Origin of the sequence: Neotamlana nanhaiensis, from assembly GCF_000943555.1 — a bacterium.
Lineage (GTDB): Bacteria > Bacteroidota > Bacteroidia > Flavobacteriales > Flavobacteriaceae > Neotamlana > Neotamlana nanhaiensis.
In genome coordinates, this window is the sequence record NZ_JTDV01000003.1 from 18,272 (window position 1) to 41,629 (window position 23,358).

At 35.8% G+C, this 23,358-nt stretch carries 15 protein-coding genes; 1 reads left to right on the forward strand and 14 read right to left on the reverse strand.

What is annotated here, in order from left to right; translation table 11 throughout:
• Window positions 1-19 precede the first annotated feature (19 nt).
• The 9 genes from PK35_RS05485 to PK35_RS05525 all read right to left on the reverse strand — a co-directional run bounded on the left by PK35_RS05485 (window position 20) and on the right by PK35_RS05525 (window position 16,418).
• Complete coding sequence (locus tag PK35_RS05485; RefSeq protein WP_044625704.1) at window positions 20-1,831, reverse strand: acyl-CoA dehydrogenase family protein; 1,812 nt, start codon at window positions 1,829-1,831, stop codon at window positions 20-22.
• Between the two features lie 25 nt (window positions 1,832-1,856).
• On the reverse strand, window positions 1,857-3,047 hold the full coding sequence (locus tag PK35_RS05490; protein ID WP_044625705.1) for an acetyl-CoA C-acyltransferase: 1,191 nt from the start codon (window positions 3,045-3,047) through the stop codon (window positions 1,857-1,859).
• A gap of 5 nt (window positions 3,048-3,052) precedes the next feature.
• Window positions 3,053-5,461 carry a 3-hydroxyacyl-CoA dehydrogenase/enoyl-CoA hydratase family protein gene (locus PK35_RS05495; protein ID WP_044625706.1) on the reverse strand — a complete coding sequence of 803 codons (2,409 nt, stop codon included), beginning with the start codon at window positions 5,459-5,461 and terminating at the stop codon, window positions 3,053-3,055.
• 12 nt (window positions 5,462-5,473) lie between these two features.
• Window positions 5,474-5,917, reverse strand: coding sequence for a MarR family winged helix-turn-helix transcriptional regulator (locus PK35_RS05500; protein WP_044625707.1), 444 nt, complete (start codon window positions 5,915-5,917; stop codon window positions 5,474-5,476).
• Window positions 5,918-6,213: 296 nt separating this feature from the next.
• The gene (locus tag PK35_RS05505; RefSeq protein ID WP_044625708.1) at window positions 6,214-7,986 is read right to left on the reverse strand and encodes an AMP-dependent synthetase/ligase; all 1,773 of its coding nucleotides are present in this window, start codon (window positions 7,984-7,986) and stop codon (window positions 6,214-6,216) included.
• A 115-nt stretch (window positions 7,987-8,101) separates the two neighbouring features.
• Window positions 8,102-11,809 (reverse strand): phosphoribosylformylglycinamidine synthase, encoded by a 3,708-nt coding sequence (purL, locus tag PK35_RS05510; protein WP_044625709.1) that lies wholly within the window; start codon window positions 11,807-11,809, stop codon window positions 8,102-8,104.
• 224 nt (window positions 11,810-12,033) lie between these two features.
• Window positions 12,034-12,891, reverse strand: a complete 858-nt coding sequence (locus PK35_RS05515; RefSeq protein WP_044625710.1) for a fructosamine kinase family protein — start codon at window positions 12,889-12,891, stop codon at window positions 12,034-12,036.
• Between the two features lie 421 nt (window positions 12,892-13,312).
• Window positions 13,313-15,103 (reverse strand): endonuclease, encoded by a 1,791-nt coding sequence (locus PK35_RS05520; RefSeq protein ID WP_044625711.1) that lies wholly within the window; start codon window positions 15,101-15,103, stop codon window positions 13,313-13,315.
• A 100-nt stretch (window positions 15,104-15,203) separates the two neighbouring features.
• Entirely contained in the window at window positions 15,204-16,418 is a 1,215-nt protein-coding gene (locus tag PK35_RS05525; RefSeq protein ID WP_044625712.1) for an RsmB/NOP family class I SAM-dependent RNA methyltransferase, read from the reverse strand.
• Window positions 16,419-16,570: 152 nt separating this feature from the next.
• Here PK35_RS05525 and PK35_RS05530 point away from each other — a divergent pair, with 152 nt between their 5' ends.
• On the forward strand, window positions 16,571-17,659 hold the full coding sequence (locus PK35_RS05530) for a WD40/YVTN/BNR-like repeat-containing protein (RefSeq protein ID WP_044625713.1): 1,089 nt from the start codon (window positions 16,571-16,573) through the stop codon (window positions 17,657-17,659).
• Between the two features lie 138 nt (window positions 17,660-17,797).
• Here PK35_RS05530 and PK35_RS05535 read toward each other — a convergent pair whose 3' ends face one another.
• From PK35_RS05535 to PK35_RS05555, 5 genes are all read right to left on the reverse strand, one after another.
• The gene (locus PK35_RS05535; protein ID WP_044625714.1) at window positions 17,798-18,238 is read right to left on the reverse strand and encodes a hypothetical protein; all 441 of its coding nucleotides are present in this window, start codon (window positions 18,236-18,238) and stop codon (window positions 17,798-17,800) included.
• 73 nt (window positions 18,239-18,311) lie between these two features.
• Window positions 18,312-18,812: a hypothetical protein gene (locus PK35_RS05540; protein ID WP_044625715.1), complete on the reverse strand. Its 501-nt coding sequence runs from the start codon at window positions 18,810-18,812 to the stop codon at window positions 18,312-18,314.
• Window positions 18,813-18,845: 33 nt separating this feature from the next.
• A complete protein-coding gene (locus tag PK35_RS05545) occupies window positions 18,846-19,388 on the reverse strand; it encodes an RNA polymerase sigma factor (RefSeq protein ID WP_044625716.1) in 543 nt (180 codons plus the stop codon).
• Between the two features lie 299 nt (window positions 19,389-19,687).
• Window positions 19,688-21,547, reverse strand: coding sequence for an ABC transporter ATP-binding protein (locus PK35_RS05550; RefSeq protein ID WP_044625717.1), 1,860 nt, complete (start codon window positions 21,545-21,547; stop codon window positions 19,688-19,690).
• Window positions 21,548-21,551: 4 nt separating this feature from the next.
• Window positions 21,552-23,282: a phospho-sugar mutase gene (locus PK35_RS05555; RefSeq protein ID WP_202903816.1), complete on the reverse strand. Its 1,731-nt coding sequence runs from the start codon at window positions 23,280-23,282 to the stop codon at window positions 21,552-21,554.
• Window positions 23,283-23,358 lie beyond the last annotated feature (76 nt).

A 23,358-nucleotide genomic window follows, 5' to 3' on the forward strand; every position in this document is an offset into this window, starting at 1 on the left:
TCAAAAACTACTTTCAATATTAAAAGCAGTATTTATTTTCGCTTATTACTTTATTAGCAATAATATTTCTTAGTTCAATTATGTTAGGCATGTTTACATATTTAATGTAACGTTTTAAGCCCATTAACATCATACGTTGTTCATCTCCAGAAGAGAACGAAATAATCGAGTGTTTACCCGCAGTTTCAATAACATCGATAGCGTGGAAAAGGTTTAATTTAGCCATAGCTATTTGTTCTTTAACTTTATCTTCGCCTTCTTTTTTAGCCAGTTTTTCAGCGCGTAAAATAGCTGATTCTGCTAAATAAATTTGGATTAAAATATCTGAAGCGGCTAGCATAAGCTGTTGCTGACTTTCCATTTTCTCGCCATATTTCTCTAACGCTGCTCCAGAAACCATTAAAAATAACTTTTTTAAGTTTTTAATGATACTTTTTTCTTCAGAAAATAATTCTGAATAATCTGGAGTATCAAAAGATGGAATACCCATCAACTCATCTTTAACTGCCATGGCAGGTGTTAATACATCTACATGACCACGCATAGCTTTTTTAATAAGCATACCAATACTTAACATACGGTTAATTTCGTTGGTACCCTCATAAATTCTTGCAATACGTGCATCTCTCCAAGCTGATTCAATAGGAGTTTCCTCTGAAAAGCCCATACCTCCAAAGATTTGAATGCCTTCGTCGGTACATTTTTGAGTATGTTCTGAAACGGCTACTTTTAAGATAGAACATTCAATGGCATATTCTTCAACACCTTTGAGTTCTGCTTCTTGGTGTGTGTCTTTGCCTTCACTCTTACGAATTTCAATGCGGTCTTCGATATTTTTAGCAGCACGATAACTTGCCGATTCGCCAACCCAACAGTTTGTTGCCATTTCAGCAATTTTTTGGCGGATAGCACCAAAGCTAGAAATAGGTGTTTTAAACTGAATACGTTCGTTCGCATATTTAACCGATTCTGAGATAGTACGACGTTGGGCATCTAAACATGCCGCAGCTAGTTTTATTCTACCAACGTTAAGTGCGTTCATGGCAATTTTAAAGCCGTTACCGCGTGTTGAAAGCATATTTTCGGCAGGAACAACGGTGTCATTAAAAAAGACTTGACGTGTTGAAGACGCGCGAATTCCTAGTTTATGCTCTTCTTCTCCTAAAGTAATTCCGTTAGGATTGTTCGGGTCGTACTCAACAATAAACCCAGTGATGTATTTATCGTCTTCAATACGTGCAAAAACAATCATTAAACTACAGAAACCTGCGTTTGAAATCCACATTTTCTGTCCTGTAATTTTATATGATTTTCCGTCTTCGGATAAAATAGCCTTTGTTTTACCAGAATTAGCGTCACTACCGGCACTTGGCTCGGTTAAACAGTATGAACCAAACCATTCACCTGAAGCTAATTTAGGTACGTATTTTTTCTTCTGTTCTTCGGTACCATAAAGTGTAATTGGCATGGTGCCAATACCTGTATGCGCACCAAAGGCGGTACTAAAAGAACCTGTTGCTCCAGAAATATAATCGCAAACGAGCATGGTAGAAACAAAGCCCATACCCATGCCACCATATTCTTCTGGTACCGAAATACCTAAAAACCCAAGTTCTCCTGCTTTACGCATTACATCTTCAGTAAGTGCATAATCTTTCTTTTCAAATTGAGGTTTTTTAGGCCAAATTTCTCTGTCAACAAATTCGGTAACAGCTTCTTTCATCATCAGCTGTTCTTCGTTAAAATCTTCTGGGGTAAAAATATCTTCGCAATCAATTTCTTTAACTAAGAATTGTCCGCCACGAAGTATGTCTTTTTCTATATCTGCCATATTAATATTTTTATAAAGTTTAGTATTAGTTTAAAAATTCAAAAATTCCGCAGGCACCTTGTCCTGTACCAACACACATGGTTACGGCTCCGTATTTACCAACCATATTACGTTTGCGCATTTCATCAAATAACTGCACGGATAATTTAGTTCCTGTACAACCCAGCGGGTGACCAAGAGCAATGGCACCACCGTTTACATTTACCAAATCTGGATTTAACCCCAGCTCGCGAATCACGGCAATAGACTGCGATGCGAAAGCTTCGTTAAGTTCTATAAGTTCTAAGTCGTTTTGTTTTAAGTTGGCTTGAGATAAGGCTTTAGGAATTGCTTTTACAGGACCTATACCCATAATTCGTGGCTCTACACCCGCAGCGGCATAACTCACTAATCTGGCTATAGGTTTTAAGCCTAATTCGTTAACCATATCTTCGCTCATTACCATTACAAAAGCGGCACCGTCACTCATTTGCGATGAGTTTCCGGCAGTGACACTTCCGCCTTGAGCGAAAACAGGACGAAGTTTAGCTAAAGCTTCTAAATTAGTCCCTTTTCTTGGGCCTTCATCTTTATTAACCGTATAGGTTTTTGTTGCTTTTTTACCGTTGACGTCAATGTAAGTTTGTTCAACTGAAATAGGAACAATTTGATCTTGAAAACGGTCTTCGGCTTGTGCTTTAAGTGCTTTCATGTGAGAGTTATATGCAAACTCATCTTGGTCTTCACGAGAGACTTTAAACTGGTTTGCAACAGCCTCAGCTGTATTTCCCATGCCCCAATAATAATCTTCGTGACCAGCTTTTACGGTATCGTAGTTTAATTCTGGTTTAAAGCCCGTCATTGGTACCGAACTCATACTCTCTGCACCACCGGCGATAATACAATCGGCCATTCCTGCTTGAATTTTTGCTGTTGCCATACCAATGGTTTCAATCCCTGAGGAACAAAAGCGGTTTACGGTAACACCTGGCACATCAACAATATCTAATCCCATTAAGGAAATTAAACGAGCCATATTTAAGCCTTGAGCACCTTCAGGCATGGCGTTACCCACGATAACATCGTCGATGCGTTTTGGGTCTAAATTAGGCAGTTCTTTCATCATGTGTTTAATGGTTTCTGCTGCCAATTCATCGGTTCTTTTAAAGCGGAACAATCCCTTTGGTGCTTTACCAACGGCGGTTCTATATGCTTTTACTATATATGCTGTTTTCATTTTTCTTAGTTTCTTAAAGGTTTTCCTGTTTTAAGCATGTGCTGAATACGCTCTAGCGTTTTGCGTTCGGTACAAAGACTTAAAAAGGCTTCGCGTTCTAGATCTAATAAGTATTGTTCGCTTACTGCGGTTGGTTCACTTAAATCGCCACCGGCCATAACGTAAGCTAGTTTATTGGCAATTTTTTGATCGTGTTCGCTTATGTAGTTACTGGCTTCCATAGAATCGGTACCTACTAAAAACATACCTAAAGCTTGCTTACCTAAAACTTTTACATCTTTACGTTTTATAGGTTGGGTGTAACCTTGTTCTGCCATTAATTTGGCATAGGCTTTGGCCGTTGCTATTTGGCGGTCTTTATTTACCACGACAACATCTTTTCCTTTTTGAAGTACGCCCAAATCGAAAGCTTCGTAGGCAGAAGTAGATACTTTCGCCATACCAATAGTTAAGAAATATTCCTGAAGCACGTTGAGTTTTACATCGCCTTTATGGAATAAATCTGAAGCACGTAAAGCCATTTCTTTAGAGCCACCGCCACCAGGAATTACACCAACACCAAATTCTACAAGTCCGATGTAAGTTTCGGCAGCAGCCACAACTTTATCTGCGTGAAGCGATAATTCGCAACCACCACCAAGTGTCATACCATGTGGGGCAGCCACCGTTGGAATAGAGGAGTAGCGCATGCGCATCATGGTATCTTGAAAGTATTTAATAGCCATGTTCAACTCATCATATTCTTGCTCTACAGCCATCATGAAAATCATACCAATATTGGCACCAACAGAGAAATTTGCAGCTTGATTACCAATAACTAATCCTTGGAAATCTTTTTCGGCCAAATCAACAGCCTTATTTAACCCTGCAAGTACATCGCCACCAATGGTGTTCATTTTACTTTGGAATTCGCAGTTTAATATGCCATCGCCTAAATCTTCTATAACAACACCAGAATTTTTGAATACTTCTTTCGATTTTCTGATGTTATCTAAAATGATAAATGCATCTTGACCAGGAACTTTTGTTTGTGTTTTTGAAGGGATGTCGTAAAAATATGAAGCACCATCTTTTACGGTGTAGAATGATTTACTTCCAGAAGCCAACATTTCTGTAACCCACGAAGCAGGTTCTTTGCCTTCAGCTTTCATTATTTCTAAACCTTTTTCTACGCCTATAGCATCCCAGATTTGAAACGGACCATGTTCCCAACCAAAACCAGCTTTCATAGCATCATCAATCTTGTAAAATTCGTCGGTTATTTCGGGTACACGGTGCGACACATAAGCAAACATTGCCGCGAAGTTTTTTCTGTAAAAATCGCCAGCTTTGTCTTTACCGCCTACTAAAATAGGAAAACGGTTTATAACCTTATCTACCGATTTAGTAAGTTCTAAAGTGGCAAATTTTGCTGATTTTTTTGATCTATATTCTAACGTGTCGAGGTCTAAGGATAAAATTTCGCTTTTACCATTATCGCCTTTTACTTTTTTGTAAAATCCTTGACCAGTTTTACTGCCTAACCACTTGTTTTCCATCATAGTGTTGATGAAATCTGGTAGTTTAAACAGGTCGTGAGCTTCATCATCAGGACAATTATCGTAAATACCGTTGGCAACATGTACCAAAGTATCTAATCCAACCACATCAACAGTTCTGAAGGTTGCCGATTTTGGTCTGCCAATAACAGGTCCTGTTAATTTATCAACTTCTTCAATAGTTAAACCTAAATCTTTCACTTGATGAAATAACGATTGAATGCCAAAAATTCCAATACGGTTTCCAATAAAAGCAGGTGTGTCTTTAGCTATTACTGAAGTTTTTCCGAGGAATTGTTCGCCATAACCGTTTAAGAAATCAAGTACATCTTGAGAGGTTTTTGGCCCAGGAATAATTTCGAATAATTTTAAGTAGCGCGCTGGATTGAAAAAGTGGGTTCCGCAGAAATGCGCTTGAAAATCATCGCTTCTACCTTCGCTCATAAACTTAATAGGAATACCGGAAGTGTTTGAGGTAATTAGGGTTCCAGGTTTGCGGTGCTTATCAAGATTTTCAAACACTTTCTTTTTAATATCTAAGCGTTCTACTACTACCTCAATAATCCAATCTACATCGGCAACTTTAGTAATATCATCTTCTAAATTACCTGTAGAGATTCTGCTTGCAAAACTTTGGTGATAAATAGGTGATGGTTTCGATTTTAAAGCGGTTTGTAACGAGGTGTTTACCAAACGGTTTCTAACCACTTTGTCTTCTAGCGTTAAACCTTTAGCTTTTTCAGCATCGGTAAGGTCGCGCGGAACAATGTCTAAGAGTAATACTTCCACACCAATATTGGCAAAGTGGCAAGCAATACCGCTACCCATAATTCCGGATCCAATAACTGCTACTTTATTAATAATTCGTTTGCTCATTTAGTTACGTTGTTATTTATCTTGATTATATATTTTTTTATTTGAAACGAGTTCGTTTATGGTTTCTGTTACTTCAAAAAAATGTTTTAGTTTTTCTTCTGAAACGCTTTTTCTAATAGTGTCGTTAAACGTGAGTACTTTTTCTTTGGAGTAGTTACGTTTTTCAAGTCCAAATTCGGTTAGGGATATAATAACACCACGACCGTCATCAGGATTCGGATTTCTTTCTATAAGCCCTTTTTCTTCCATTTTTTTTAAAATACGTGAAAGACTTGTGGCTTCCATTCCCATTTTTGGGCCAAGAGCTGTTGAGGGTGTGCCTTTTTCGGGGTCTATACTTAATAAAGTAAAGCCTGTGGCCATCGTACTTTCAAATTTGGCAGCTTCTTCATTATACATTTTCTGAACCGTAAGCCACGTAGTACGAAGGATGTAGTCGATGGTTTTGTCTTTCATAGTTTAATATATTATCAAAGATAGAAAAAATATTATGCATGCATAGTAAATTAATGTTAAATTATAAATTTTTTCAAAATAAAAGTATGGTTTAGGTTTAAACAGAAATACTTTTATTAAGTTTTAAAGAAATTACGAAAGTTTAACATAAAACGTTAATAGGGTTACTAACGTTAAAATAATAATTTAACAATTTACAAGAGCATAAATTTTAGCATCTAGTTAGTTGGTTGATAATAAAAGTAATAAAAAATAATGAAATTAATAAAATAAGCGAGGTTAAATTGCGGTATGTGTTAAGAACGGTAAATTTTTTCAACTAAGTTGTTGTATTTTTCTTTAACCACTGCGCGTTTAATTTTCATTGTTGGCGTTAAATGTCCACCATCAATTGACCAAATATCAGGTGTCAACTCAAACTTTTTTATTTGTTCCCAACGTCCAAATTTAGCATTGCAAGCATCAACTTCTTGTTGAATTCTTTCGTGAATAATATCAGATGTAGCAATTTCTTTTTCAGATAAACCTACGTTTTTTTGTTTGCGTTGTATCCAATCTCTAATAAACTCGAAATTTGGTTGTATTAAAGCTGCTGGCATTTTTTCGCCTTCCCCAATAACCATAATTTGTTCAATAAAACGCGATTGTTTCAAGTCGTTTTCAAGTAAAGTAGGAATAATGTATTTACCACCAGAAGTTTTAAACATTTCCTTTTTACGACCAGTGATTTTTAAGAAACCTTCGGAATCCAGTTCGCCTTTATCTCCAGTGTGGAAGTAGTCGCCAGTCATAACACTAGCCGTTTTTTCGTCATCTTTATAATAACCCATCATAACATTTGGGCCTTTAATAAGGATTTCGCCGTCGTCGGCTATTTTAACTTCAACGTTACGAATTGGTTTGCCAACAGTTCCTATTTTAAAACTTTTATCACGATACATGCCAACACCAATTACGGGCGAGGTTTCTGTTAATCCGTAACCTTCCATAACATGCATGCCCGCGGCGCAGAAAATTCGTGATAAGCGCGGTTGCAATGCCGCACTACCAGAAACCATGGTGTGCAATTCGCCTCCTAAAGCTTCTCGCCATTTGCTAAAAATTAATTTATTGGCAATTTTTAATTGAAACTCATACCAAGCTCCATTCTTGTTGTAAGGTTCCCATTGTTCACCTAATTTTACAGCCCAGAAAAATAGAGCCTTCTTAATACCAGAAAGTTCTGCGGCTTTAGCCATAATTTTATCGTATACTTTTTCAAGTAAACGTGGAACCACACTCATAAGGTTTGGTTTTATTTCTTTGGCGTTATCTCCAATTTTATCGATGGCTTCGGCGAAATAAATAGACAAACCAGCATATTGATAAATATAAATTAAGACGCGTTCGAAAATATGACAAATAGGTAAGAAGCTTAAAACTCTGTTTTGATTTGGATTTAACGGTAACCTAGGAAAACTATCTAAGGCATTACTGGTAATGTTCCAATGCGATAGCATAACACCCTTGGGTTTTCCGGTGGTTCCAGACGTATAAATAATAGTTGCTAAATCATCCGATTTTACATCGTTTTTTCTAGCTTCTACTTCGGGTTGATTGCTTTCGTCTTTACCTAATTCAAATAATTCGGAATAATGCTTACAACCTTCAATATGATCAAAAGAATACACCTCTTTTAATTTGGTGTTTGCTTTTACTTTATTGACTTTTTCTAGAACTTCTTCATCTGAAACAAAACAATAAATGGACTCACTATGATTTAAAACATACTCGTAATCTTCCGCACAAATAGTTGGATAAATAGGAATATTTTGCGCACCTAATTGTAGCACACCAATATCCATAATATTCCATTCGGTACGATTTGTAGATGAAATTACAGCAATTTTATCGTTTTTATTAACGCCAAGTCTTAACAAAGCTCTACTAATAGCGTTAGCCTTATTTATATATTCTTGAGTTGATGTTTTTACCCATTCGCCATTGTATTTGGTTACCAAAGCGGCATCGGTAGGGTTATTTTCCAGTTGGTAATACGGAAAATCGAAAAGTCTCTTTAGTTCAGTCATCATTATCTATTAATCAGTATTGCAAAATAGCAAATAAAATAAGATTTTCAAATATCGAGCCAAAAAAAGAGGTTAGTGTTAATTAACCTCTTTTTATTTTAAGAATATGTTAAAATTACTTCTTTTCAATCCATTTTCTGGCGTTAACAAAAGCTTCTAACCAAGGTGATACTTCGTCTTTACGTCCGTTAGGGTAATTTGCCCAGTTCCATTGGAAGGTAGAACGCTCAATATGTGGCATGGTTACTAAGTGACGACCAGTTGAATCACACATCATGGCGGTGTTAAAATCAGATCCGTTTGGATTGTGAGGGTAACCTTCATAACCGTATTTAGCAACAATATGGTATTTATCTTCACCATAAGGTAAACTAAATTTACCTTCACCATGCGAAATCCAAACTCCTAAAGTACTTCCTGCCAAAGTAGAAAGCATTACAGAATTATTCTCCTGAATTTTTACAGAAGTGAATGAACTCTCATGTTTATGCGAATCGTTATGCATCATTTTACCGTGTTGCTCATGGTCTGGATTGATTAAATCTAATTCCATCCAAAGCTGACACCCATTACAAATACCAACTGAAAGTGTATCTTCTCTTGCAAAGAAGTTTTTTATGACTTCGTTGGCTTTTTCGTTGTATTTAATGGCGCCTGCCCAACCTTTTGCAGAACCTAAAACGTCCGAATTTGAGAAACCACCAACGGCACCTAAAAACTGAATGTCTTCTAAAGTTTCACGACCAGAGATTAAATCGGTCATGTGTACATCTTTTACATCAAAACCAGCTAAATACATAGCATTTGCCATTTCGCGCTCAGAGTTACTTCCTTTTTCACGAAGGATGGCTGCTTTTGGTCTTTTGTCATTGCGAGGAGTGTGCGACGTGGCAATCTCAGATTCTTCGCTAGCGCTCTGAATGACATCGGATAATTTACCCGTAAAATGCTCAGGAAACTCAAATTGTAATGGTTGATTTTTATAATTATCAAAACGGTCTTTTGCTAAACCGTTTGCGGTTTGTTTTTGGTCGAGTAGGAAAGAGGTTTTATACCACGTATCACGCAGTTCAGAAATGCTTAAACTGAAATTATCATCACCATTTGCAATGTTTAAAGTATCAGCACTTGTTACTTTTCCTATGTTGAAAAATTCAATATTTGCTTCAGCTAAAGCAGGTTCAATAGATGCGTCGGCCGCTTGAATAACAAGACCTGCATTTTCAGCAAATAATAATTTGAATGAATCGTTTTCAGCTAAAGTCGATAAATTTAAGTCAGCACCTACATTGTTATCAGCAAAACACAATTCTAGAAGTGTGGTGATTAATCCACCAGAAGCCACATCGTGTCCAGCAACAATTTTATCATCTAAAATTAATTTCTGAATCGTGTTAAATACTGTTTTTACATAATCGGCACTTTTTACTGTTGGCGCTTCGGTTCCAATTTTATTTACAATTTGCGCGAACGAGCTACCACCTAACTTAAAGTTGTCTTGCGATAGGTTGATGTAATAAATATCGCCGCCATTTTTCTGTAAAACAGGTTCAAGCACTTTTGTAATATCGATACAGTTGGCACCTGCAGAAATAATAACCGTTCCTGGAGAAATCACCTCTTCGTTAGCATATTTTTGCTTCATTGAAAGTGAATCTTTCCCAGTTGGAACATTCACACCTAAATCTATCGCAAAATCTGATACCGCTTGTACAGCTTCGTATAAACGCGCATCTTCACCTTCATTTTTACAAGGCCACATCCAGTTTGCCGAAAGTGAAACATTTTTTAAACCATCTTTTAATGGCGCCCAAATAATGTTGGTTAAGGCTTCAGTAATCGAATTTCTACTACCAGCAATTGGATCGATTAATGCCGAAACAGGCGAGTGCCCAATTGAGGTTGCAATACCTTCTTTTCCTTTAAAATCTAAAGCCATTACACCTACGTTGTTCAACGGAATTTGTAACGGACCAACACATTGTTGTTTCGCAACTTTACCACCAACGCAGCGGTCTACTTTATTAGTTAACCAATCTTTACAAGCTACGGCTTCAAGCTGTAATAACTGATTTAAATAATCATTAAAATCAGCTTTATTATAAGCAACATCGGTGTAGTTTCTGGTCACCGTGTTGTCTGTCATTATTGTTTTTGGCGAGCTACCAAACATATCTTCCATAGCCAAATCCATAGGTTTGTTACCTTTGGTTTGCGACTCGAATGTAAATCTATTATCACCCGTAACATTACCAACGGTGTACATTGGCGAACGCTCTCTGTCGGCAATTTTTTGTAAAGTTTCAATATGTTTTTCAGAAATAACAAGTCCCATACGCTCTTGCGACTCGTTACCAATAATTTCTTTATCAGAAAGTGTTGGGTCTCCAACAGGTAACTTATCTAAATCAATGTGTCCACCAGTCTCTTCAACCAATTCACTTAAACAATTTAAGTGTCCGCCAGCACCATGATCGTGGATTGAAACAATAAAGTTTTCGTCGCTTTCTACCATACCACGAACCGCATTTGCAGCACGTTTTTGCATTTCAGGGTTCGAACGTTGTACCGCATTAAGCTCAATACCCGATTCAAACTCACCCGTATCGGCACTAGAAACCGCAGCGCCCCCCATACCAATGCGATAGTTTTCACCACCAAGAATAACCACTTTGTCATCTTTTTTAGGCGTGTCTTTTAAAGCTTGATCTGCTTTACCGTAGCCAATACCGCCAGCTTGCATAATCACTTTGTCGAAACCAATTTTTCGGCCTTCTTCCTCATGCTCAAAAGTTAATACCGAACCCGTGATAAGTGGTTGCCCGAATTTGTTACCAAAATCCGAAGCACCATTACTAGCTTTAATTAAAATATCCATTGGAGTTTGGTACAACCAATCACGCTCTTTAACCGCTTGTTCCCAAGGACGATTTTCTTCTAAACGCGAATATGACGTCATGTAAACCGCAGTTCCAGCTAAAGGAATAGACCCTTTTCCGCCGGCTAAACGGTCGCGAATTTCACCACCCGAACCCGTTGCAGCACCGTTAAAAGGCTCAACTGTAGTCGGGAAGTTGTGCGTTTCGGCTTTAATTGAAATTACCGAATCGAAATCTTTAGTCTCGTAAAAATCAGGAATATCGGCACGTTTTGGCGCAAATTGTTCCACTTTTGGGCCTTTTATAAAAGCCACATTATCTTTGTAAGCCGAAACAATATCGTTAGGATTTGCTTCAGATGTTTTTCTGATTAATTTAAATAACGACGTTGGTTTTTCTTCACCATCAATAACAAACGTACCGTTAAATATTTTGTGGCGACAGTGCTCACTATTCACCTGCGAGAACCCAAAAACTTCAGAGTCGGTTAATGGTCTGCCAATTTTTTTGGCAACACCTTCTAAATAATCAACTTCCTCATCACTTAGCGATAAGCCTTCTTGCTGGTTGTAAGCCGCAATATCCTCAATATTTAAAATAGGTTCAGGTTGAATATCTATAGTGAATGATTCTTGGCCTAAACCCTTAAATTTCTCCGAAATCATTGGGTCGTAACCTTTAAAATCTTCGGCAACAGCGGTAAATTCTTCAATACGTACAATGCCGTCAATTCCCATGTTTTGGGTAATTTCCACCGCATTAGTACTCCATGGCGTAATCATTGCAGCACGCGGACCAACAAAAAAAGCATCCAACGATGCTTGCTCTATTTTAGGCTGGTTGCCAAATAACCAGGATAATTTCGAAATGGTTTCTGCAGAAAATTCTTTTGTTGCTTGAACAGCAAACACTTTGCTGTTTTGGTTTCCAAAGAAATGAATCATTATGTATGAGTTATAGTTGTTTTTAAAAACGCAAAAATACACTTTTTTAAGCGATAACACAGCTATTTTTAATTGAAACACAATAGGTTTTTAACAAGTTTTTTAACAGTAGATTATTTATGGCGTTACCCCGCTTGGGGGAGGTCGGGCTTTCGGTAGTCGCTGCCTCCTGCGTCGGCGAGCTTCAACAATACCTCAATCCCTAACGCAGCTGGCCTCATGGTTTAAAAATATTTGGTAAGTATGTGCTTAACCGATGTGTAATAACTTCGTCCAAATAAATTTAAATGTACTAGTAAATAATACAACTGATATATTTCTATTCTGGCATTCGTAAACGCATCAAACGGAAGATGTTTTTGGTAAGCACTATAAAAGGTCGTGTTAAAACCACCAAATAATTTACTTAAAGCAATATCAACTTCGTTGTGGCCGTAATAAACCGCAGGATCGATAAGAAACGGCGTGCCATCTTTAGAAATTAAAAAATTACCGCTCCACAAATCGCCATGAAGTAGCGCAGGTTTTATGTTTTCAAACCAAGGTGTAAGTACGGTTTCAAATACGTTTGTTGACGGAATTTCGTAAGCTTGCAATAAACCTTGCGCTTTAGCCATGTGAAGTTGCGGTAACAACCGTTCGTTAATGTAAAAATCCGTCCAATTATCATGAAAATGATTTTGCTGCGGTAAGCTACCAATAAAATTATTGGTTTCTAAACCAAATGTATTTGCGGTTGTGCTGTGTAATTTAGCCAATTGCTCGCCTAATCGGTTAAAATCGGTGTCGTTGGGTTGTTTTGTTTCTATAAACTCCAAAATTAAATACGCATTTTCTTCAAAGTTGCCAACATATATAACCTTTGGGGTAGCAATGGTATTACTGTGTTTTATGGTTTCAAGACCATGTTTTTCAACTTCAAAAATGCCTTTTGCTTCTAAGGTGTTTACTTTTAAAAAATAGGAGTTGTTTGATGTTTCAATTTTAAAAGCTTCAGAAATATCGCCACCAGAAACTGAACTATAATTAATTATTGTTTCATTTAAAACCGAAGCGATATGGTCGAGGAATGCTTTTTGCATTTAAAATAGTGATATTTTACTTCAGAAAATATATTAAGACTTTGTAGAGGTTTAAGTTATTATTTTTTTAATTAAATGCATCTTGAATGCTGTTGTCAACCTGAACTTGTTTCAAGTTCTCAATTAATGCCGCGATTTTAAAGTTTTGTTGAGATGCTGAAACAAGTTCGGCATGACATAAAATTAATAAAGTTTTGGCTATAAAGTGATGTTGATAGGGGGATGCTTTACCTTTTAAAAACAAAAAAGGTCATCAAAATAATGCTTGATGACCTTTAGTTTTATAAGTTTATTCGACTCCGAAAATATAAGTAGGATACTTAACTAAGATTCCATTGTCATGCAGAACGAGGCACGACTGAAGCATATTAATCACTGAAAACTCAAGAGATTCTTCGCTACGCTCTGAACGACAAAACAATTATTTTTTAACCAATTTCTTGGTTACTTGCTGTGAGCCATTTGATAATTTTAAAATATAAACACCAGCTCTTAAACCTTCAACCGAAATGTTTTGATTGTTGATTTTTCCTTTGCTAACGCGTTTGCCAAGGATGTTATAAATCTCAAATGCTAAATCGTCGTTACTTGTAACGGTAATGCGGTTATCATTTACCGGATTCGGATAAATATTAATATTATTTAAGTTTGGTTTTTCCACGCTTAATGTAGAATAGCAAGTCCAAGATAAATCATCAATTCTCACACGGTTTGAAGTTGATTGATTATCGAATACAACAGTAACATCTCCTTCAATATTAATGTTTGAAATTGTTGTTGTAGTTGATGAAGTGTTATTTTCAGAATAAGGAATGCTTCCTACTGAGTTTCCATTAACAAGTACATCAAAAGTTCCTGCTGAGCCACTAAAGGTTAACTGAGTCGTTACAGTAAGATTTCCAATTCCACCAGAAATTGTTGGTGAAGTTAAATTACCGTTTCTAATACAAATCGCTCTTGAGTTTAAGGTCTGGTCGGTTCTAGCATCGGTAGCTTCCCAAGTACCGCCATCATCACCTGTCCAAGTTCTTGTAGCATAGTTTGAAGCGTTAGTTGGAATGCTTTCAAACGTTTCACTTAAACAATTATCACCAGAAGCAGGCGCTTCAAGTGTCGTTTCAGGTACCGAATTACTTAATGTTGACGTATTATTTGCAGCATCAACAGCTAAAATCGCAAATTGATAAGTCGTTTCAGCAGATAAATCTGTTACTGTAAATGTTGTAGCCGTTGAATTTGTTGATACATAATAACTGCCATCTACATAAATATTATATGCTACAACAGCTTCGTTGTCGGTTGAAGCCGTCCAAGATAAATCTACAGTCGACGAAGTTGGGTTTGATGCGACTAAATTTGTTGGAGTAGTTGGCGCTTCAGTATCAGGATCTGGAGTGCTTCCCCAACGATTTTCAGCAGGAGTACCACCCCAAATTACTGTGGCTAAATAGGGGTTATCAATAAACGGATTTCTATTACCTTGGGCATACGTGTTGCTCGTATTAGAATGATAGGTGTTTCGATTATCTTCGATGGTTGAAACAGGATCTTCAGCATTCCATTCTAATAATACATTAATCATGTTTGCATCTATAGAATTACTGGTTCCCACACAAACGTTTGACGGTAAACAGCGTGAGCCGTAACGGGCGTACATATACATTATCATGCGGGCAACATCGCCTTTCCATTCATCACCAGGATACCAATTACTCGATACAGTTCCTGCATTTCCAGAACCATCAGCAAATTTTCTATTACCTCTATTGGAATTCATAGTTACATCCGAAGGGCGTAAATGATGCGCATCCGAACCAGGACCTGATTCACCAAGATTTGGGTTTCCTAAAGATTTAGGATAGGTGTGTTCGCGGTTCCAATCGCTTCCTGAGGTTCCTCCAGTTTCATTTTTATCTCGAGTTCTATCGGTAATATAATTACCGTCAGTATCGCTGTAACCATATAATAGAATCACATTATTACTATTTACAGGATCTAAATCGGTGGCCTTACTTGCTTCCCAAATACCAGGTGTGTAGCTTAAAAAGTTGGTGTGCTTATCGGTGGTTTTTGTAGCTAAATCGTCAAATAAAGCCGTACCTGTTTTATTAAAATCAACTCCAGAATAGTAGGCTTGTTGATTTGCAGGCGGCGTAAGTTGCGCAAAAGCAATGCTAGAGATTAATAAAAAAAGAATGTAAAAGTGTTTCATCTGTTTAGGATTTAAGTTCAGATGCTATGTGTTGTTATGCTTTTTTACTTGTTTAAAGTGGCTTTAAAACACATTTCATGCTATTAATAAAGGGTTTAATTTACTGTTTTTTTTCAAGTAGTGCCATGTAAAATCCGTCAAAGCCAGATTCATGAGCCAATACTTTTTTATCTTTTACAAAAGTAAATTCTTTTCCAGATTCCGATGTTAAGAATTTGTCAACTTGTTTCTGGTTTTCCGATGGTAATACAGAACACGTTGCATACACCAATTTGCCGCCAGATTTTACCATTTTAGAATATTGCTGTAAAACTTCTTGTTGTGTATTTCTTATTTTATCTAAAAACTCAGGTTCCAGTTTCCACTTGGCGTCAGGGTTTCTGCGCAGTACGCCTAAGCCAGAACATGGCGCATCAATTAAAACTCTATCGGCTTTACCATGTAGTTTTTTTATCGGTTTTGTGGAGTCGATTACGCGTAAATCGAAGTTGTGAACACCATTACGTTTCGCTCTAATTTTAAGCTTTTTAAGTTTACTTTCGTAAATATCCATAGCAATCACTTGCCCTTTATTTTGCATTAAAGCTGCAATATGAAGTGTTTTACCTCCAGCGCCAGCACAGGTATCTACGACTTTCATGCCTGGTTTTACATCAAGGAAATCTGCCACCAGTTGAGATGAAGCATCTTGTACTTCAAACAACCCATTTTTAAAAGCATCGGTAACAAATACGTTGGCACGTTCTTTAAGTTTTAATGCGTATGGATAACCTTTAATAAATTCGGTTTCAATATTTTGATCGAAAAGTATGTTTTGAAGTTTCTCTTTGGTGGTTTTTAAAGTGTTTACACGTAAAATAACATCGGCTTGCTCGTTTTGCATCGCGATTTCTTTGGTCCAAGTGGCTTCACCAAGTTCTTCTAAGCCTACAGCATCAATCCAATCGGGGATAGCTTCACGGAATTTTCTAATTTTAGAAAGCTCGTCAAATCGACCTTTAATTTTACGGGTTGGTGTATCTACAAAATATTTCCAATCGGGTAATTTTATACCTTTTAAAGTCGCCCACACAGCAAACAGTCGCCATAAGTTATCACGATCAAACGGTGCTTTAACTTCGGCAATTTCGGCATACAAACGTTTCCAACGAACAATATCATAAGTGGTTTCGGCTACAAAAGCACGATCTCTGCTTCCCCAACGTTTATCACGTTTAAGCAGTTGTTGTATCACCCTATCGGCATATTGATCTTCATTAAAAATTTGGGTTAAACCATCAATAACCGCAAAACATAAATTTCTGTGTAATCGCATATTTTTAAGTAATCAGTTTTTAGTCGTAGTATGCAAATTAACCAGACCGTGACTAAAATTTAAGCATGCAAAGTTACGTTAAATGCCACGAATTCACGAATGTTTTTATTTTTATGTAGATAAGGTTTATCTTAACCGAAAATTAATTTTATATGAAACATTTTTTTGCAGTTTTAACCGTGGTATTTCTGTTGATGTCGTGTGAACAGAAAAACGTTTTTAAACCTAAAAACTTTACTAAAGTTGAAGTTGGAACACTTTTACAAGATTCACTTTTGAATGTTAGGGCGATTGAACTTGTTAAGAATGAAAAATATAAATTATGGAGTTTGTTTTACTCAGGTAGTGAAAAGCGAACAGGTGAATTTCAATTTAATGATGTATTTCAATATAAAGAGGAAGATAAAGGTTTTTTTGAATTCGATTTTGAAGAAGATTCCTTAAATGTATATTTCCGTTCAATAGCAAATACTTCGAAGAATACTTTTGTTTTAAGTATTGAATCTCCAGCAAGATTATATAAAAAAGGAACGTTTAATAGAAATTTTAAATTAGTCTACCAAGAAAACCACCCCAAAGCCTTTTACGATGCGATGGATTTTTGGAATGATGAAGAAGGCATTGCCATTGGCGATTCAACAGATGGTTGTTTAAGTGTAATAATAACTAGAGATGGTGGTGAAACTTGGACGAAGTTGACCTGTGATCAATTACCAAAAGGTGTTGAGAATGAAGGCGCTTTTGCTGCCAGCGATACCAATATTGCTATTGTTGGCAATAAAACTTGGGTTGCCACAACTGCTGGTCGTGTTTATTTTTCGGCTGATAAAGGAAAAACTTGGGAGGTTTTTGAAACACCAATTGTAAAGGGAAAAGACACTGAAGGAATTTATTCTATAGATTTTTATGATGAATTAAACGGTTTTGCTATTGGTGGCGATTATACCAAACCCGATAATAACGCTGCGAACAAAATTAAAACTACCGATGGTGGTAAAACATGGCAATTGGTTGCGCAAAACCAAACACCAGGATATCGCAGTTGTGTACAATATATACCAAATAGAAATGGTAAGGAATTAGTAGCTTTAGGTTTTAAAGGTATAGATTTTAGTAATGATGGTGGCGAAACATGGAAACATTTAAGCGACGAAGGTTTCTACACGTTACGCTTTTTAAACGATAGTATTGCTTATGCTGCTGGAGCAGGAAGAATAAGTAAATTAACGTTTAGGGAATAAAAAAGAGGCTGTATAAAAAGTGTGAAACCTGTCATTCTGAATTTATTTCAGAATCTTAAATAATTGATTCTCAAAACACATTAGAATCTGAAACAAGTTCAGATTGACAACAATGTGACTTTTTTTACAGCCTCTTTTTTATTTGCGTTCACGACGCATTTTTTTCCATTGATCGAACATTTTTCGTTTAAAATCTTCCTCGGCTACTTTAAGCATTAAAATCTTTTTAGGCGAAATTATTTTTTTCAATTTTGTAATTAATTTGTCTTCTTCGGCGTGCAATTTGTTTTCGGCTGTAACCAATTGGTTTAAAAGATCGCTAGCTTGATTGCTTGATAGTGTTGCTGTATGTTCTTTAATATCGCGGCGTATAGCTCTAAGATCTTCAAACTTTATTTTATTGGTAATATCGTCGTATGCATTATAAACAGGCCAAAATTCTTGGGCTTCTTTTTCTGTGAGTTCTAAACGTTCGGTAATGAAGGCTACCTTAAGTGCTTTAATTTTATCTTTTTTATCTTGAGAGATTCCTTGAAAGGCGATAAAAAATAGTAGTACGGGGAGTATTATTTTTTTCATCAAAATTATAATTTATTGTGAGTTTGTAGTTATATTTTTCACCAATTAAGGTTTGGTAAACCATGATGTTGTGTTACTCAACAAAATCTTCAATATCGAAATTGTTAAGTAAATACGTTTCCATATTTTCTTCGTTAAACGTTGAGGAAATAAAGTTTTCTTCGGTTAAATCGTCTTCTGTAAGTAATGAGGCTATTTCGTAAGTTGAAATGTCATCATTTAAAACATAATTTTCAACGGTGTCAATATCCAATGTGTTCCAGTTATTGCTCGTATTTTTAAAAAGTGTTAAGCTGAAAAGTAACACCACTGCCGCAGCAATACTTGTGGCATAAAGCAGATTTTTTTTGTTGAAAATTGAAATTACCTTTACAGGTTCTTTTTGTTTTAATACATTTTGTAATACCGCTGTTTCTAAATTTTCAAAATATTTGTCTGGTACCTTAAAGCCAGAGTTTTCAACATTGTTTTTTAGTTTAGAAACAGTAAAAAAAGTATCGTCAAGATTATTGAAGTAATCTTGAGGTGTTTTAAAACCTGAATTTTTAATGTTATGTAAACTGTTATTTTTCATCTTATTTATAAGACTGTTTTTTTTGCTAAAGGTTTAATTGTTGGATAAATGGGCTTCAATTTTTTTTACAGCTAAATGATATGACGCTTTAAGTGCGCCTTCGCTGGTTTCTAAAATATCGGACATTTCGCTGTATTTTAAATCTTGAAAATACTTCATGTTAAAAACTAATTGTTGTTTTTGCGGCAATGTAGCAATAGCCTTTTGTAATTTTAATTGTATAACATCGCCTTCAAAATAAACATCCGATGTTAAGTTGTTTATTGCCAGTTCTTGTACTTCGTCGTTGCTAATTTGAAGTCGTTTTGCTTTTTGATTTAAAAAGGTAATCGCTTCGTTAGTTGCAATACGGTACATCCATGAGAATATTTTGCTATCACCTTTAAATTTATCAATGTTTTTGTAAACTTTTATAAACGTGTTTTGAAGCACGTCATCTGCATCGTCATGCGACTTCACAATATTTCTAACGTGCCAATACAGACGCTCTTTGTAAAGATTTAGCAAATCTTTAAAAGCTTGCTCTTTATGGTTTGTAGATTTTAATTGTTGAAGTAATTGGGCTTCTTCTATCACGAATAATGTTTGATGTTTAGACTAATAAATTTACTAAAAGTTTAATTGTTTTAAGGATGATAATTAATTGATAATGCTAAGTGGTTTATTATCAGAATTTTAATTTTTAAATCATCGACAAAACGCAATAAATTACGATAAAATACATTTTTTTCTTGTGAAGTAAGTATTTATGTATTATGTTTGTATCAGAAACCTACTTATGATTGTTAGTCGTCCCCAAGTCTAGCATAAACTTAAAAAAAAGGATAGTTGCCCAAATCACTATCCTTTTTCTTTTTTATCCTTTTTTTAAAACTTTATTCGAAGCTTTGCATATCAACCAACTTCTTGTAAGTGCCATTTAAGGCGATAAGTTCGTTGTGTTTGCCTTGTTCTACTATTTCGCCTTTGTTGAGCACAACAATTTCATCGGCATTTTGAATGGTAGAAAGCCTGTGTGCAATAACAATAGATGTTCTGTTTTTCATCATGTTTTCAAGTGCGACTTGTACCAAACGTTCGCTTTCGGTATCTAGTGCCGAAGTGGCCTCGTCTAATACCATTATTGGAGGGCTTTTTAATACCGCTCTAGCAATACTTAAGCGTTGTTTTTGTCCGCCAGAAAGTTTGTTACCAGAATCTCCAATATTTGTTTCAATGTCTTCTGGTAGTTCTTTAACAAATTCCCAGGCGTTAGCTATTTTTAAGGCCTCAATAATTTGCTCGTCAGTAGCGGTTTCGTTACCTAATTTTAGGTTGTTTTTTATACTATCGTTAAATAAAATAGCATCTTGAGTAACAATACCTAATTGTGCTCGTAACGAAGCCATACTTAAATCGCGAATATCTGTACCATCAATAGCAATGCTACCTTTATTTACATCGTAAAAACGTGTAATAAGGTTGGCAATTGTAGATTTTCCGCTACCTGATTGCCCAACTAAAGCTACTGTTTTGCCTTTAGGAATCATTAAGTTGAAATCTTTTAAAACATAATCTTTATCATATTTAAATGATAGATTTTTAAATTCAATTTGAGAATCGAAACTTGTTTTATCAATGGCGTTGGGTTTGTCTTGCAACGGATTTTCTGCCATCAAAATTTCTTGAATACGTTGTGCAGCAGAACCTCCTTTTTTTACGTTAACTAAACCTCTGGAAAAAGCCTTGGCTGGCGTAAGTATATTGTATGCTAAACCAATGTAAACTAAAAATTTACTGCCTGTTAAGAATGAGCCAGAATCATCGTTTAAAATTAAATTTCCACCAAACCATAAAATCACAGCAATCATGCAAATACCTAAAAATTCGCTTGCAGGTGATGCTAAACTTTGTCTGATTAATAGTTTGTTAGAAAAGTTATAGAAACGTTGGGTTGAATCTTTAAACTTGTTATTGAAAATATGCTCAACATTGAAACCTTTTATGATGCGTAATCCGCCTAAAGTTTCTTCTAAAGTCGATAAAAATAAGCCTTGTTCGCGTTGTACACGATCGGATTTGCGTTTTAAACTTTTCCCAATTTTAGAGATAACAAAACCAACAATTGGGATAAAAATAAATACAAAAATGGTAAGTTTTGTACTTATGATTATCATGGCAATTAATGAAAACAATATGGTAAGTGGTTCTCTTACAATTAATTCTAAAACGGGCAGCATAGAATATTGCAAATCGTTAACGTCGCCTGTAACACGTGCCATAATATCGCCTTTTCGTTTCTCTGAAAAATAAGATAGCGGCAAGTCTAAAATCTTTTTATAGACTGTGTTTCTAATATCGCGAATAACGCCATTACGCAAAAACACCATAAAATAGTTGGCTAAGTAACCCGAAATGTTTTTTAGTAAAAACGCCACTACAATAAGCAGTATAACGAAAATTAAAGCTTTCGATTTGTCGCCATCGGTAAATAAGTGCATGCGGTAGGCTAAAAGATCGCCAAAATAATCGCCCATGTCCCAAATACCAGTGTAAATAGGTTCGGTTGGGTTACTAACAATAATTTTACCTGTACACGGATCGACATTTTTTTCGAAAATAACATCAAGCATGGGCTTTAATGCTACGAAAGAAAGTGTCCCAAATAACGCAAAAAACACATTAGAAATAATGTGTCCTATTGCATATTTTTTATAAGGCTTTGCGTACCTTAATATTTTAAAAAATTCGTTCATTAAATTATATAAGCTTCATATCTTTTAAGATGTCTTCAGCTTTTTTATCAAGTTCTGTTTCAGTGTTTTTAAAATTAGCTACGCTATCTAAACCAGTGTTTACACTTACGTAGAATTTAATTTTTGGTTCGGTACCACTTGGGCGTAATGCCACTTGGCTACCATCTTCGGTGTAATAAATTAACACGTTAGATTTTGGTACATCAATTGTCTTTTCCTCACCGGTTGCTAAATATTTAGCAGTTGATGATTGGTAATCTTCAATTTTTACCACTTTAGAGCCGTTAATTTCTGTAAATGGGTTTTCGCGAGCGTCAACCATCATTTGTTTAATTTCTTCGGCACCTTCAATACCTTTTTTAGTAAGCGAAACTAATTTTTCTTTGTAGCAACCAAATTGTGTGTAAAGTTTTAGTAATTCTTCATAGAAAGAGCTTCCTTGAGATTTTGCAATAGCAGCAATTTCGCAAGCTAAAAGGGTAGAGGTAACCGCATCTTTATCGCGCACAAAATCGCCAACCATAAAGCCAAAACTTTCTTCGCCTCCACCAATAAAATCTAATTCTGGGTAGTCGTAAATAAGTTTAGCAATCCATTTAAATCCTGTTAAAACAATTTTTATGTCCACATTGTAAGCTTCTGCAAGTTTTACAAGCATTGGCGTAGATACAATCGTTGTTGCAATAAACTCTTTGCCTTTTATTTTTCCTTCCGCTTTCCATTGTTTTAAAAGGAAATCGGTCATCATAATCATGGTTTGATTTCCGTTTAAAAGCTGTAATTCGCCTTCAGTATTTCTAACAGCGACACCTAAACGGTCGCAATCAGGATCGGTACCAATAACAATATCCGCATCAATATCGTTAGCTAATTCTAAAGCCATTTTTAAAGCTGCAGGTTCTTCTGGGTTTGGAGATTTTACCGTCGGAAAGTCACCATTTGGTACTTCTTGTTCTTTTACAATATGTACGTTTTTAAAACCAGCACGTTTTAAGGTTTCTGGAACTGCGGTGATTGATGTGCCGTGAAGCGACGTGAATACTATTTTTAGGTTGTCTTTAGCATCTTGAGTGGCTCCAACACAGCCGTTTTCAACAGAGGCGTCAACAAAAACATCATCTACATCTTTACCAATGAAGTTGATTAAGCTGTCGTTAGCTTCAAATTTAATATCTGCATAATCTAATTCATTTATTACTTTAATTAAAGCAGAATCGTGCGGCGGTACTAATTGTCCGCCATCTTGCCAATAAACTTTATAGCCGTTGTATTCTGGTGGATTGTGTGATGCAGTTAAAACAATACCACAGTGACAATTTAAATGACGAACTGCGAATGATAATTCTGGAGTTGGGCGTAAATCTTCAAATAAAAATACCTCAATACCGTTTGCTGAAAATACATCGGCAACTACCTTTGCAAGCGATTTACTATTGTTTCTACAATCGTAAGCAATTACTGTTTTTAATTGTTCTCCTGGGAATGATGTTTTTAAGTAATCACTTAAACCTTGTGTGCTTTTTCCTAGTGTATATTTATTAATTCGGTTGGTACCCACGCCCATAACACCGCGCATACCGCCTGTGCCAAATTCTAAATCTTTATAAAAACTTTCTTGAATGTCTTTTGGGTTGTTTGCAATACTGTCTTTGATTTTTTCTTGAGTATCGGCATCAAAAGTTGGTGTTAACCATGAATTTATTCTTTCTAAAATTTTTGGTTCTATGTGTATCATAATCAATTAATAAATATTGTTCCAAAAATAAACAATTTGTAAAGGAATACCTTTTAAAAAGCTGTCGTTTTAACGA

Bases quoted from the DNA above. Each gene is read 5' to 3' on its own strand.
- PK35_RS05485 (WP_044625704.1), bottom strand. From the start codon at position 1,831: ATGGCAGATATAGAAAAAGACATACTTCGTGGCGGACAATTCTTAGTT.
- PK35_RS05490 (WP_044625705.1), bottom strand. From the start codon at position 3,047: ATGAAAACAGCATATATAGTAAAAGCATATAGAACCGCCGTTGGTAAA.
- PK35_RS05495 (WP_044625706.1), bottom strand. From the start codon at position 5,461: ATGAGCAAACGAATTATTAATAAAGTAGCAGTTATTGGATCCGGAATT.
- PK35_RS05500 (WP_044625707.1), bottom strand. From the start codon at position 5,917: ATGAAAGACAAAACCATCGACTACATCCTTCGTACTACGTGGCTTACG.
- PK35_RS05505 (WP_044625708.1), bottom strand. From the start codon at position 7,986: ATGACTGAACTAAAGAGACTTTTCGATTTTCCGTATTACCAACTGGAA.
- purL (WP_044625709.1), bottom strand. From the start codon at position 11,809: ATGATTCATTTCTTTGGAAACCAAAACAGCAAAGTGTTTGCTGTTCAA.
- PK35_RS05515 (WP_044625710.1), bottom strand. From the start codon at position 12,891: ATGCAAAAAGCATTCCTCGACCATATCGCTTCGGTTTTAAATGAAACA.
- PK35_RS05520 (WP_044625711.1), bottom strand. From the start codon at position 15,103: ATGAAACACTTTTACATTCTTTTTTTATTAATCTCTAGCATTGCTTTT.
- PK35_RS05525 (WP_044625712.1), bottom strand. From the start codon at position 16,418: ATGCGATTACACAGAAATTTATGTTTTGCGGTTATTGATGGTTTAACC.
- PK35_RS05530 (WP_044625713.1), top strand. From the start codon at position 16,571: ATGAAACATTTTTTTGCAGTTTTAACCGTGGTATTTCTGTTGATGTCG.
- PK35_RS05535 (WP_044625714.1), bottom strand. From the start codon at position 18,238: ATGAAAAAAATAATACTCCCCGTACTACTATTTTTTATCGCCTTTCAA.
- PK35_RS05540 (WP_044625715.1), bottom strand. From the start codon at position 18,812: ATGAAAAATAACAGTTTACATAACATTAAAAATTCAGGTTTTAAAACA.
- PK35_RS05550 (WP_044625717.1), bottom strand. From the start codon at position 21,547: ATGAACGAATTTTTTAAAATATTAAGGTACGCAAAGCCTTATAAAAAA.
- PK35_RS05555 (WP_202903816.1), bottom strand. From the start codon at position 23,282: ATGATACACATAGAACCAAAAATTTTAGAAAGAATAAATTCATGGTTA.